Source organism: Algibacillus agarilyticus (genome assembly GCF_003286125.1).
GTDB lineage: Bacteria > Pseudomonadota > Gammaproteobacteria > Enterobacterales > Alteromonadaceae > Algibacillus > Algibacillus agarilyticus.
On the sequence record NZ_QMED01000028.1, the window covers coordinates 1 to 14,013 of the forward strand.

The following is a 14,013-nucleotide window of genomic DNA, read 5'->3' on the forward strand; positions in this document are numbered from 1 at the left end:
GAGGTGATCGCCAAACGATATGAAAAAGGGTCAGTAATTTTAACTAGCAACTTGCCATTTGGACAATGGGGGCAGGTATTTGCAGACGATACAGCGCTGACATCTGCAATGTTAGATAGGGTATTGCACCATTCGCACATTATTCAAATCAAAGGAGATAGCTATCGAATAAAGGAAAAGAAACAAGCTGGTTTAATGGATAAACCAAAGGATTAGTGGATCACTTTTCGATTGTTGGGGTGGATCACTATTCAATTGTTGTTGACATTAAGTTCCAGACGAAACCTAAGTTCTTACATCCATGTAAGCAAAGTCGAGAGTAAGCGCTGACAATGAACCATAAAATCTGAGCGAGAAGACTATAACCAAATTAAATGCAGTTTAAATTTTAAACTACGGTTGGCTTGCTGTTTTGATATGTTAAATTACGGCGTGCTTATCGTGGCGTAGTGTAAGTGCAACAACAGGGTTCCCGCTTGCACAAATACATACAGCACCGTCCAAATACGTTTTTGGTAAATGACCCTCAATAATTAAATGAATACCATGGCGGTTTAAAAACTCTTTGGCTAATTCAGGCCCCTGATCAGACCATGACAATTGCGCTAATTTTTTCATCCAATTAGCATCAACAGTCCCTTTAACATATTTTACTGGGAGCTGCTCTAATTGTGCTTTTTGTAAAACCCTAACTTGCCAAGCCCATAACGCATAGCTGTTAGTCTCTTTGTCATTAGAGCGTAAATGAGCAGCGGATCTTAATAATGCGGTTTTTAAAGAAAGCCCATTAGGTATAGACGTTAAAAACTGATTAAGCTTCTCAATTGAATACGCTTTCAATTCATTTATTGAGCCTTTAAATCCTTCAAAATATCCACGAGATCGCATTTCAGTTATAGGAAAGGCATCCCAATTAATATCTTTTGAGATAGTATTTTTATCGCAAGGCTCTTTTATCAACACATCAGCTGATATTCCTAAGCCCGCGCTTAGCTTACGAATCATATTAAGGCTTAAACTTCGTGTGCCATTTAGCACTTCGGTTACTTTTGAAGCAGAACCAAAATAAGGCACTAAATCTTATTTAATCAAACCCTGTTGTTCCATACGAAATTTTATTGCTTCAATTGGGTCGGGTGTCAATACCCACCAAGGGAATTATGGTTATTATTACCAAAAAGGGAAGTTAAAAATATCGCAACGGATATCATTATAATAAATTCTATTGCACCCACAATTAAGCTAAAACTAGTAGTAAAAACAGCTCTATTTATCAGCCATTTAAAATAAAATCGGCACCGCTTGCGGCTTGGTTTTGCGTAAATTCTTGTCTTGCCCAAAATGCTTCAATATCAGGCTCTCCAATTTTTTGCATCTGACGAAATAATTTTTGATGCCAAAATGCCCACTCCTTTCGCTTTAACGTATCGATGTTGTGAGGGCGAGCTTCATCACTTATTCTGCTTACTAGATGGGCTGAATTTCTTGGCCGTAGTTCATCTCCAATAATTGCTTCAAGAGATCGAAATTGACCTTCAACACGGCTTCGAATTTCGTATACTTCATCCCATGTTTTAAGCTTGTCCCGTAACGCTGCGTCTTGCGTGTTCCAATTTACTGTTATGGTTGGTTCTGGGTCACGTAAATTATCAATCACAATATCAATTAAATCTTTCGCTCCTTCAGTATATGGGTAGAACGCTAAGCGCTCAGTACCATTTTTATGTTTGAACAGATCTTTTGCCTTTTTAGCATCCTGATTACATACATCACACAGTGGAATAAGATTATCAGGGTGCACAGCAAAGATGGGGTACTTTGATTTGCATAGCTGATGATCGTAATCTGCTCGCCACTGTTCACCATCTGGTACCTCGGCCCTGAACGGTGCTAGTTTCTCCATACCACACGCTTTGCAGATATTGCCATTAACCGCTTGAGCTCGGTAAGCATTGAAGTGAGCCTTAATATCTGAACAACCCGCAGCAATAACTGCATCCAGACCTTTAGTTGAGCAGTATAGGTGAGTACATAATGTTTTAAGTGCTGTAAAACAAGGCTCGCTCATAAAATCAAACAAGTTTCTTTGGGGCGCTGCAAACAACAGTTGGAGGTCCTGATTATCACGCATGGCCTCAAATAATTGCAGCTTTGTATCATTACCAGCTGCTTGCAAGGAATTAAATAAACCTCTGTACTTCGCACGAGTTGGCCCGTTACCCCAACAAGCTTTCCCTATATCATTTTGGGTTAATAACGCCCGACAAAAGGCATTGGTATTAACCGATTGCTCTAAAAAATGTAAAAGCTCTTCGTTGAGCAATTTGAATATTTCAAATTTAGGTGTGTTGGGTGCTAAACAAAACAACATTATTGACTTAACTTCTTTATTAAATATGCTTTTTCAGCTGATAAGCCAAGGTTTGCTTCAATCCATTCTCTGGCGTGGTCATCACCTTGTTTTAGCTGCTCACGAATTTCATCAATCACGCTTTGTGAAATCAATGAGCGCAGATCAAATAAGTCCTTAATCAACACATCAAATGACGCACCATAGGTTTCATTTTGCGCTACTTTCATATCAATTAAACCATCATCGCTACGGCGGAATTGATACACATTATTTCGCTTGAGCGAAGAAACCATAAAAGGTGAATGGGTTGATAATAACGCCTGAGATTTTGTTTCCCCATTTTTTCCTCTTAAGGCACTCGATAAATAAGAGTGAAAAGATGTACGCCATGCCGGATTCAAATGAGTTTCAGGTTCATCAAGCAAAAATAATGTGTTCTCATGAGTGTATAGTTTTATAACCGCCAGTATTTGCAGTAATTGAGATTCACCGTCAGACAACTCTTCATAAGCCACCGAGTCAAGCCCGCTATTTTTTAACTTAAGGCTTTTAGCCATTAGGGGAAGCTTAACCTTTAGTGGTTTTTTAACCGTTCCTAAAAAGCCATCTTTTTCAAGTAGCTTGCGATCATGCGCTCGAATATTCTTTATGCCTAATTGCTGCACCTTATATAAACGCTCAAATAACTTAAATGGGTTGAGCGTGCCAAACGTCGAAAACTGGCTTTCTTTTGCAAGTTCAGTTAGATCAAGTTCAATTAGCCCTGTTAAAAAATCCAGTTCGTAATAATCGTATTCTTCTGCTGTTGTTTTTTTACCTAAGTACTGTGTTGTGCCATTACCCGTTTCGGCCAACCGAATAAATGATTTAATATCATCTACAACCTCATCGGCAACATTAGGTTGAGTAAAATCAAATTCTAATGCCAGTGAGGTAGGTGTAGTAAAGGTAAGGTTTAAGCTATCTTTTTTACTTTGAGAATGCTGCGAAATAAGCGAGCGATATTCAAAATCAATGAAAGCGACTGCAAATTGTGCACTGTCATAATCTAGATAAACCAAATTTGACGGATGAGTTGTCGTTTCGGGTAACGCTAAGTCATCATCAGTATATTGAGCCGCATCGAAATCAAATAAATAAGAGTGATTGCGCCTGAATTTATCAATCAGCTCTTTTTTGTTACTTAAGTATATATTAAAGGCCAATTCAGAGTCGTTATTACGCAACTCATAAGCCATTTCTATTTTTCGTTTTTCCTTGTGATACTTAGCCCTAGCTCGTAATGCTTTAAATAATTGATTCGCATTTTTCAAAAATGGTCGTTGTAAGTTTTCATTTAGTCCAGATGAATAACCAACAATTTGAGGCAAAGGTAAGCTTTCAATACCGATTGCCATTGCACTTTCAGATGATTTAAGAGCGATGCTTTCAACTTTATTATCTTTAACTACAATTTTGAATTTAGGATCGGTAAACCCATCTGCGACATTTAGTTTATTACCAAACACTTCCACTCGGCTAAAAGGCGCTTGGTTTACATAGCCAGCCATACTGTAGCTCAGTGTGAAATCAAAACCTAAATGCCCCTTATTTTTAAAGTCACGTCGCTGTAACCGTTCTAAATAAGCAAAACATTCAGCTATCAACTCTAATAACTGAGACTTGCCCGAGCCATTTAAACCAATAAATGCAATGATATGATCATCCGCATTTTCAAAGCTAAACGTTTGGTCTTTTAAACCTTTATATTGCCCGTTTAGCGACAGTGATAGCAAACGCATTAGGCTTTTTTCCTTACCGCTGCTTTCTTCTTGGGTTTCTTTTTACTCGCAAGAGCTTCACGCTCGGCTTTGATTTTTTTTAGCAAAGCTTCGGCGCTGTTTTCACCAGTGATTAAATCAGGGTTGGCGGCGCGCCAGTCGGCAGTCAGTTCACCACGAAAGGCTTTGGCTAAGATGGATTGAGTGAGGTTGCTCACCCGCTCAAGGGCGGCATTGGCTTTTTGTTCGATGCTATCGGCAAAGGCAAACAGTTCTTCGACACGTCGAACGATTTCGGTTTGCTCTTCGAGGCTTGGCAGCTCGAATTCTAAATTCATTAAGAGGCTTGTTTCAACACTAGATACGGTCGTTCCAGCTTTAGAGCATTCTTCTAATATTCTTCGCTCTAACCCTTTTAACAGGTAAAACAAAAACTCAGGACTGATAAACCCCAAGTTTGGAACAAGTGCTTTGATATCTTGATTGATCGTTACTGGAGCTAGTGTTCTTGCAACCGGAAATGAATGCGCAAGTATCCCGCTTCGAGTTACAACTAAGATAGAGTTTGATGGGACTAATTTCATACCGCCAGTGTCGATTGCTTCCTTTGTAATTTTATCTTGAGAACTGGCAATTAAGTCCGTCTTCATATCTTTTGGTGACACCCAGGGTATATCACCACCTTCCCAATAATTGGAATTGCTTTTGCTGGGGGTTTTACCTCCAGATATAGCTGTAATTGCTTTTAACCGAGCTGGATTAAAAGATACTTTTTTCGCGCCCCGCCACTCTTCCGTCAACTTGCCAATGACCGCAGCGGCGAGGACGGATTGGCGGAAGGTTTTTAGAATTTGTGGAATGCGGTCGAGGCGGGCTTTGGTGGTTTCCACCTGTGCCAACAGGGTATCGAGCTTATCGGCGATGACTTTTTGTTCTGCTAGGGGGGGAAGTGGCATCGGAATTCTAGCTAAATTACCTTTTGTTAGTTTTGGCTGAGCGGAGCCAGAAACCCAAGGAGATAAGTCTAAAGAATTAATATAACTAGCTACAAATTTTGCTGGCATCTCTGCTATGCATTTAACAGCATGTGCGTGATTATTGACCCAAAACTGACCATCCACTATAAATGCTAGATCTTTAGACTTCGAAAGAAGGTTCGCACCATCCTCACCTATTAATATATGCTCACCTTCATGAGTAAAATCATTAAGAGTGTCAATCTGACCTGTAGCACCATAATATGGGTATTCCCCTTTTATACCTTCTCGAACTTTCAAAGAAACAGGCCTACGTGCACCATTAACATTCAAAACGACATTATCAAAACTTGGTAAACACCAGACCTCCGGCAAATTAACCTCACCCATCAATTCAGTCCTTCCAACGCCGCCAGCAATTCATCCAGCTCACTTAACGCGGCGGTGAGTTCGTCTTTCGCTTCGCGTGCCAATACACTTGGCTCGGGCAAGTCTGCGGCATCGACGCTATCTTTGTCTTTTAACCAACTAATATCCAGCGAGTCGCCTTTAGTGTTGGCAATCCAATCGCGGCTAAAGCAGCGCCAGCGACTATGTAAAAGCTTGTCGTCGACGTTTTCGTTTTCCACTGCGGCTTGTTTGTCTACCGCGATTTGTTCAGCGCCAAAGCTGTATTCGCCTTGGGTGCGGGCTGCGAGTATTGTGGCAATATCTTGTTGTCGCGATAAGTCACAACCTACAGGATCGAAGACTGCTTCAAACGGCGCTAAGTGGCTATCACCAAACGGGGTGCGTTTACCAAAGCTGGGCATGTTTGTACGTAGGTCGTAAACCCAAACGTTTTGTGTGCAATTTTCTTGCTGATGCTTGTCGGTGGTGCTGCCTTTAGTAAAAAACAACACGTTAGTTTTAACACCTTGGGCGTAAAAAATGCCCGTCGGTAAACGTAAAATGGTGTGCAGGTTACACTTGTTCATTAAATCGCGGCGTACGTCTGTGCCCACGCCTGCTTCAAATAATACATTATCTGGCAATACTACAGCAGCACGACCGCCGGGTTTAAGGTTACGGTAAATATGCTGTAAAAACGCCAGTTGTTTGTTACTGGTTTTATAGGTTAAATCGTCACGAGTATTGCTAGCATCGCCACCTTTACTGGTACCAAACGGTGGATTGGCAAGAATAATATCGGTCTGTTGTAATGCTTTTCCGGCATCACCTAAGGCATTGCCTAAATGCACCACACCTTCATCGTCGCCTTCCATGCCATGTAATAAACAATTCATTAAGGCTAAACGGCGAGTATTAGGTACTAGCTCTATACCCACAAAGGCTTTGTTTTTTTGAAATGCCAATTTTTGACTAGTTAAATCAAAATAATCATCGGTTTGTTCGCGCATATATTGGTCGGCGGCAACTAAAAATCCTGCGGTACCGGCTGCTGGGTCTTGTATTACTTCACCAATTTGCGGCTTAATACAGCGCACCATGCTGTTAATTAATGCGCGCGGGGTGAAGTATTGACCAGCGCCCGATTTTGTTTCGCTGGCGTTTTTTTCTAATAAACCTTCGTATAAATCACCTAAGCCATCTTTGGCGGCGCTAAACCAGTCTATTTGGTCTAGCGTTTTAATCATTTGTTCTAAATGGCGTGGTTCACGTAAACGCGTTTGTGCATCGGCATAAATAGCGCTGATTAATGGGTCTTCGTGCACTTGTACTTCTTTGGTTTGGCCTGGGTTATTGGCATCAGCTTCTAAGCGTTTACCGGTTGAAAGGGCAAATAAAATGGCTTTGTAGTCATTCAGTAGGTTAATGCCTGATTTTTCGTTAATGTCAGTCCAACGGCAACCAATGGGTAACGGGTGTTTTTTTAAGGTGCCAGTTTCGGTATTTTCGTGCACCATTTTTATAAATAACAGTAAAACCAACTCGGTAACATAATCGCTGTAATTAATGCCGTCGTCACGTAATACGTCACATAGGTTCCAAAGTTTTTGTACTATATCGTTGTTGGTCATAGGGTTCTCTGTTGTTTGGTATTTATTAACGAGTGCAAGGTTAATTTAGTATTGGCTAGTTTTGCCAAAATGAGTCTTGTTGCCAGTGTTCAGGCAAGCCCATTGCGGGCAGGTGAATATTAGGAAATTCGCTAAAAAGTTCAATTAAACGTTGCTTCCAGCTGGCATGTGGCGCGCAATGTTTCATAAAGTGTTGCAGTATTGGCAAAATCACTGCTGCGCGGGTATGCAAAGCAGCGTTACCTTTTTGTAAATAATTTGGCCAAACAATTCGTTTGCTTTTAGGCGTGGCGGGTTTAATGCCTAATTCACGATTCCACAAACGGCTATGATGCGCGCAAATATTTCTTACTATGGTGAGTGTATGCAGCCAAGATTCCAGTATCGGTGCCTCTAGCCCTAACCCTCTGGCAATCGCTTTTTTATCACTGTCTTTACTTAAATTTTTGTATAGGTGTGACAAAGTGCCTAAGGTGATTTCTTCAACCATTGCCCAATTAGGCATGAGTTCAGGTGTTTGATAAGTTAAAGCGTAATGGCGCGCATAGCTTTCTTGTTGGCGTTTTTGTTTAAGTTGCGCTTTACGGGCTGAATCAGTATTTAGTTTTTCTATTCTGCTACATTCTCTGTGGTAGTCGCGCAGTTCATTGTCTTGTTTACGTTTAATTTCCTCTAGCAAACGATCATGCTGGGCTTTGTTTTTAAAATACAAAGGCTCAAGATACCAATGGCTACCATAGTTTGTACCCATGTGATTGCTTATGTGGCCACGGATAGCGACTTCTGCCCGTTCAATGGCATCTATCACTAATAAACGTAAGCGGCGGTCAAAGTCATATAAATCGGCTAACTGACGAAAGCCAGTGCCATCAATAAAGTTATGCTGAGTATTCTTCTGAAATGGGCGCATGTAAGGCGTAAGCCTAAAAAAACTCACCGATTGTAGAAATGCTAGAGCGCGTGGTCGGTCGATAATAAGCAAACCACGTTCTTCTAATAAGCTAAGTTGTTGTTCTGGCGTTATTGCAGGTTTGTTGAATGTCATCATCGCCTTATCTCACATTATTACAGGCAGATGGCAGAAATAAAAAACCCGCACGATTTGAGCTTAGTTGAAACAACCATAGGCTTGGCGGGTATGTTGCGGCAATTATAAATAGCAAGTCACGAATAAGCAAGTTGATTGTTTTAAAGACTAAATCAAAGAAAACACCATTTTTTATATTTTTGCCCATATAGCCACTACCCAACTTGCGGCCAAATAGCTTCGCTGAGTTCTACTAAAACTAGGTCTAGTTGATTACCCAGCACTTTATCTAACTGTTTAGCGCCACCTTGCTCGCCAAAACGGTGATTCACAAAATCACGGTCGATAATCACTTCGTGTATTAGTTGCTTAGCTAAACGTTCTAACCATTTACGCTGAGCAGGTAGCCAATTGTGACTTTGATAAATACGTTGCATAGCTTGTGCAACCCTTTGTTCAAATGGAACTAAGGGTTCGCCGAATGCGGCACGGCGAATATGGCCAATAATGCTAGCGGCAATATCTTGATTAGTTTGATTGCGTACAGCACTTTGAAGTTTTACTTCTGTATAACCTGCACCATCGAGCAATAGCTTGATCTCTTTTAACTGCTCACGGGTTAGGTCGCGGGGCTTATTGACCACAACCGCAAGTGCAGCACTTTGGTTAAGCTGTTCTTTGATAAATAGGTTAAAGCTATCTAGGTAATCTTCTGGCTTTTGATGCACACCATAACTTTGGCTACGTTCTTTAATTTCGTCGTGATGATCAGATATTATTGGCTGATGTTCGCTACCTAACAGCTGATTTACTTCTGCCAATTGTTTCAGTAAGCCACTATTTTGCGTAATAAAACTTGCGGCTTGTTTAGGGCCTAGTTCGTTTAGGTGTTTGTGTAAACTTTTAGGCTCAACACCCCATAATTCTTGCAGCTCACCTAGTTTTTGTTTGAGTTCGGGCTTGTTTTCAGCCTTTTTCTCGGCTTTGCGTAAAACTCGCATTACTTTTTGGCTGAGTTGGCTAAGCACTACGTCAGCATGATTTTGCTCTGCAGACTCTCCGGGAGCATTAAGGGCGCGCTCTAACTGTTCTGGGTTGGTAATTTCATCAACTAACTGTTCTAAGGTTATATTTGGATCTTTAACTAAGGGCTTCATGGTATTTACATCAGCCAATGCTGCGTAAATATCAACAGGATCATAAATACGAAATACGGTTTTGCCAATGTCATCACAACGACGTGTAGCACGGCCAATCATTTGCTCGTATAAAATACGAGATTTTACTCGGCGCATAAACACTAAATTACAAATTTTGGGTACGTCGATACCTGTGGTGAGTAAGTCGACGGTAATGGCAATATTTGGATAGCGTTCGTTTTTGTATTGACGAATAAGTTGCTCTACTTTATCACTCTGTCCGGTAATTTTGGCCACTGCAGCTTGATTATATTCGCCGTTGTAAAGGTCTTTAAAGGCTTCATCTAATAAGCGTTTAACCATGTCGGCATGCAAGTCGGTGGCACAGAAAATTAATGTTTTTTCATCACCAAAGGGGTCAAGTTCTTGCACTAATTGCTGACAAATAACGCGGTTGAAGTTTTCATTAATCACTCGACGGTTAAAGGCGTCAACGTCAAAATTCAGTTCATCGTCAAGTTCAGCGCTTTGTACTTCTCCTGTTTGAGTATTAATTGCGCTGACTTTTTCACCTTTGGTAAAAGTAATACCGTTTTGTGTTAGTAGGGTTTCGTAACGAATTGGTGGTTCGTGATCAATAAGCCAGTCGTCTGCAACGGCTTCACGATATGAATAGGTATAAACAGGTTTGCCAAAAATTTCGCTGGTATGTTTAGCTGGTGTTGCTGTGAGTGCTATTTTTACCGCGTCAAAATAATCTAATACGCGGCGATAACTCGATAAATATTGGCTAGCGTCACGAGTGGCTAATTCACCCTCAGTCATTTCTTGATCTAGGGTATAACCTCGGTGGGCTTCGTCGATAATAATGCAATCAAACTGATCAAGCGGTGGCGGGTTGTCGCTCATAAAAATGCGTTTAACCATAGCTTGTACTGTGGCTACCTGTACGCGAGTTTCAGCCTCGGCTGCCATATCACCAAGTTCGGCAACATTATAGATTTTTGATAAGGTATGATTTTGTTCAAGCGGCGCTTCGTTAAAGGCATCAAGGGCTTGTTGGCCAAGTGCTGTGCGATCAACTAAAAACAAAATACGTTTAAATCGTTCAGCTTTTAAAAAGCGATACATTAACCCAATGATAGTACGGGTTTTGCCCGTGCCCGTTGCCATAGCAAGTAATGCATGACGCACATTTTTAGCTAATGTATTTTCAACCGCAACAATTGCTTTTTGTTGGTAATTACGTACTTTTAGGTAGCCAAAAGGCTCATCTTTTAGTTTTTGTTGTGCGGCGTCTTTGCTGCGCTTTAGTAGATCGAGTAACCCCTCTGGAGTATGAAACTTTGGCAAAGCGCGTTTTATATTCGCAGGCTCGCGTACATCACGAAACCACGTACCTGATTGTTCAGCAAGTTGAGGTACATACGGGCGACCGTTACAGGAATATACAAAGGGTACTTTGTAATGACCATCCTCTTCATCTGGCCATGCTATGGTCAACCCTTGTAGCTCCCAAGCAGGTATTAAAGGGGACTGAACATTCAAGCCTTTACTGTATCGCTCTGCTTGTGAAATTTTACCGGCAACATTGGTATTTTCTTTTTTAGCTTCAACCACAGCAATAGGTGAAAGGCCTGCAAAAAGTACGTAATCAGCACGCCCTTTTTTACCTTTATATTCAGTTGGCCACTCAGCAATAGCGATGTTTTTTCCTTTTTCTGGGCGAGTGCCATTTTTATAGGTAAGTACTTCAGTATCAACATCCCAGCCAGATTTTTGTAACTGTTGGTCGATTAGAATACGCGTTAAGGCTTCATCCAAGACAATATTTTGAGTAGCCGCTTTTGAACTTGTGCTTAGCTTTTGCTTATATGAGGTGTTTGACTCGTCATCTAGGTTTGAAAGCTTAGTTTGTAACTCTGCTATCTTTTTTTCGTAGTTGTGCTTTTGGTCGGCAAGCGCTTTTTCATGTTCTTTAGCTTGCTCAGCTAGCTCTTGGGATTCTTTGTCCATCTCAAAAGCGAGCGATTCAAATTCTGTTTTTTCTTTATTTATTAGTTCGTTGAGTTGTTGGCTGGAATTAAGATCGAGATTTGCTTTTTGCAGGTCGACTTTTAAGTTATCTATTTCACTTTGTAGACTGCGTAATTGCTCACTGGGGTCATGAGGGGGAATAAAAGCACCCGGTTTAAATGATGTACCCTGCTTACCAAATGACTGATGAAACCAGATTGCTAACTTGCGTGCGACAACTAAGCCATTAATAGCTTCTTTATGTTTTGTTTTAAATTTGTGAGTTGCTTTATTCCCTTCAACCCTTAGCGTATGAAAAAGGTCTTTAACAACCTGATCTAATTGAAGCTCTCTACTGATTCTGTGTATTAATTCAAGCTGCGAAGTATTGTCTTCAAAGTTAACTCTTACTAATATAGCAATGTGTTGCGCAATCGCCTCACCTAGCTGCCTTAATTTAATTAACGTGGTATTAGGGTCACTAGCAAACGCTTTTTCAGCTGCACCCGCTAGCTCGACAAAAAGGTCGTCGTGTTCAGAAAGAAAGTAAAAATTTCCCGTTTTATTATCCACAGCTAACTCCATTTAAGCATTTGCTCTAACTTATTGGGCATCTACTTATTCAACTTATATGCTTATTGTTGAATACCCTTAAGTTTATTACTTTCAGTCATAATACCAATATAAGTTAAAAATTATATATTCTTAATCAAAAAGATATACATACTAAAGCGGCCACTTATTGTGGCCGTTTTAGTTGCGTGCTTTATTTTTAGAATCGAACTTGTTTGTTTCGTTCTTTATTTCTAGTAGCGCACATTGAACTCAGTTTTGATCATTATTTAACGTGCACAAGGTTGTAATTTATTGTTGGTTATTCAACCGTAACGGATTTTGCTAGATTGCGGGGTTGATCAACGTCGGTGCCTTTAATTATTGCGACGTAATATGACAAAAGTTGTAATGGTAATGTATAGACAATGGGGGCGATAATATCGTCACAATGCGGTACATTGATGACTTTCATCGTATCGTCGCTCGCAAATTTTGCATCGACATCGGCAAATACATACATTAACCCACCGCGGGCGCGGACTTCTTCAATATTCGATTTTAATTTTTCAATTAAGTCATTACGTGGTGCCACCACAATAACCGGCATTTCAGCGTCTATTAACGCCAACGGACCGTGTTTTAATTCGCCGGCTGCATAAGCCTCTGCATGTATATAAGAGATTTCTTTAAGCTTTAATGCACCTTCCATCGCGATTGGATATTGATCGCCACGGCCTAAGAATAATGAATGGTGTTTGTCTGCAAAATCTTCGGCTAAATCTTCAATAGAACCGGCGAGTGCTAAAACTTCTTCGAGTTTATTGGGCAAGGTCATTAATGATTTTATGATGCAGCTTTCTTGCTCTGCAGTCATGCCATGTTGTGCACCAATCGCCAGTGTTAGCATTAATAAGCCAACTAATTGTGTTGTAAAGGCTTTAGTTGAGGCAACGCCAATTTCGGCACCCGCTTTAGTCATAAAGGCTAAATCTGATTCGCGTACTAATGATGATCCCGGTACATTACAAATCGCTAAACTTGCGCTGTAGCCTAATTCTTTAGCCAAGCGTAATGCGGCTAAAGTATCGGCTGTTTCACCTGATTGAGAAATAGTCACAATTAACGCGTTTTTAGGTACAAATGATTTACGGTATCTAAACTCACTGGCGATTTCGATGTTACATGAAACGCCTGATAGTGCCTCTAACCAATAACGTGCAACCATACCTGAATGATAACTTGTGCCACAGGCTATGATTTGCACATGCTCAATATCTTTAAATATTGCTTGAGCATTTTTACCAAAGCTATCGATGCTTAATTTGTTATTTAGAAAGCGGCCATCTAAGGTGTTACGAATGGCAGTAGGTTGTTCGTAGGTTTCTTTCAGCATGTAATGACGGTATTCACCTTTATCGCCGGCATCATGACTAACTTCTGACTCTTTCGCTTCTCGCTCTACAGGGGTGCCGTGTGTATCAAAAATATTAACGTCATGCCGTGTGATTTCCGCTACGTCACCTTCTTCTAAAAAGGCAAATTTTCGAGTGACAGGTAAGAGCGCCATCATATCTGATGCAATAAAGTTTTCACCTAAACCAAAGCCAATAACCAATGGACTACCTGAACGGGCAACAATCATTTTTTCAGGTGTATTTTTATCGGTTATGACGGTACCGTAAGCTCCTTCGAGTTGTTTTACTGTAGCTTGTACCGCAGTTAACAAATTGGCATGCGATTTCATTTCATGATGCACTAAATGGGCGATGACTTCAGTATCGGTTTCGGAGGTAAAGATATAACCTAATGCTTGTAATTGTGTGCGTAATTTTTCATGGTTTTCAATGATTCCATTATGCACGATGGCAATGTTATCACTTGATATATGCGGATGCGCATTAGCTTCACTTGGTACGCCATGAGTGGCCCAGCGAGTATGAGCGATACCGGTACCGCCCGACAATGGCTGTTGGGCAATAGCATCGGCTAAAGCTTGTACTTTACCTACACGACGTAAGCGTTGTAATTGCTTGTCAGAATTAATAATGGCGACACCCGATGAATCATATCCGCGATATTCTAGTCTTTTTAGTCCTTCTACTAAAATATCCGCTACGTCACGTTGTGCTACTGCACCTACAATGCCACACATATTATTGCCCTTT

At 40.7% G+C, this 14,013-nt stretch carries 9 protein-coding genes; 1 reads left to right on the forward strand and 8 read right to left on the reverse strand.

Going from position 1 to position 14,013, the window contains the following annotated elements; translation table 11 throughout:
• On the forward strand, positions 1-216 hold a 216-nt coding region (locus DPX34_RS17210), incomplete at its 5' end, for an ATP-binding protein (RefSeq protein ID WP_198673742.1).
• Positions 217-420: 204 nt separating this feature from the next.
• On the opposite strand, the gene DPX34_RS17215 is transcribed toward DPX34_RS17210, so the two are convergent.
• From DPX34_RS17215 to glmS, 8 genes are all read right to left on the reverse strand, one after another.
• Positions 421-1,005 (reverse strand): hypothetical protein, encoded by a 585-nt coding sequence (locus DPX34_RS17215; RefSeq protein ID WP_232824782.1) that lies wholly within the window; start codon positions 1,003-1,005, stop codon positions 421-423.
• A 268-nt stretch (positions 1,006-1,273) separates the two neighbouring features.
• Positions 1,274-2,371, reverse strand: coding sequence for a hypothetical protein (locus tag DPX34_RS17220; protein WP_111979690.1), 1,098 nt, complete (start codon positions 2,369-2,371; stop codon positions 1,274-1,276).
• Positions 2,371-4,134 carry an AAA family ATPase gene (locus DPX34_RS17225; protein ID WP_111979691.1) on the reverse strand — a complete coding sequence of 588 codons (1,764 nt, stop codon included), beginning with the start codon at positions 4,132-4,134 and terminating at the stop codon, positions 2,371-2,373. The genes DPX34_RS17220 and DPX34_RS17225 overlap by 1 nt, the downstream gene beginning before the upstream one ends.
• Positions 4,134-5,480 (reverse strand): restriction endonuclease subunit S, encoded by a 1,347-nt coding sequence (locus tag DPX34_RS17230; protein ID WP_111979692.1) that lies wholly within the window; start codon positions 5,478-5,480, stop codon positions 4,134-4,136. The genes DPX34_RS17225 and DPX34_RS17230 overlap by 1 nt, the downstream gene beginning before the upstream one ends.
• Positions 5,480-7,111, reverse strand: coding sequence for a class I SAM-dependent DNA methyltransferase (locus DPX34_RS17235; protein WP_111979693.1), 1,632 nt, complete (start codon positions 7,109-7,111; stop codon positions 5,480-5,482). The genes DPX34_RS17230 and DPX34_RS17235 overlap by 1 nt, the downstream gene beginning before the upstream one ends.
• A gap of 55 nt (positions 7,112-7,166) precedes the next feature.
• Complete coding sequence (locus DPX34_RS17240) at positions 7,167-8,159, reverse strand: Abi family protein (protein WP_111979694.1); 993 nt, start codon at positions 8,157-8,159, stop codon at positions 7,167-7,169.
• A gap of 194 nt (positions 8,160-8,353) precedes the next feature.
• Positions 8,354-11,878, reverse strand: coding sequence for a type I restriction-modification system endonuclease (gene hsdR, locus DPX34_RS17250; RefSeq protein WP_111979696.1), 3,525 nt, complete (start codon positions 11,876-11,878; stop codon positions 8,354-8,356).
• 289 nt (positions 11,879-12,167) lie between these two features.
• A complete protein-coding gene (gene glmS, locus DPX34_RS17255) occupies positions 12,168-14,000 on the reverse strand; it encodes a glutamine--fructose-6-phosphate transaminase (isomerizing) (RefSeq protein ID WP_111979697.1) in 1,833 nt (610 codons plus the stop codon).
• Between the last annotated feature and the right edge of the window lie 13 nt (positions 14,001-14,013).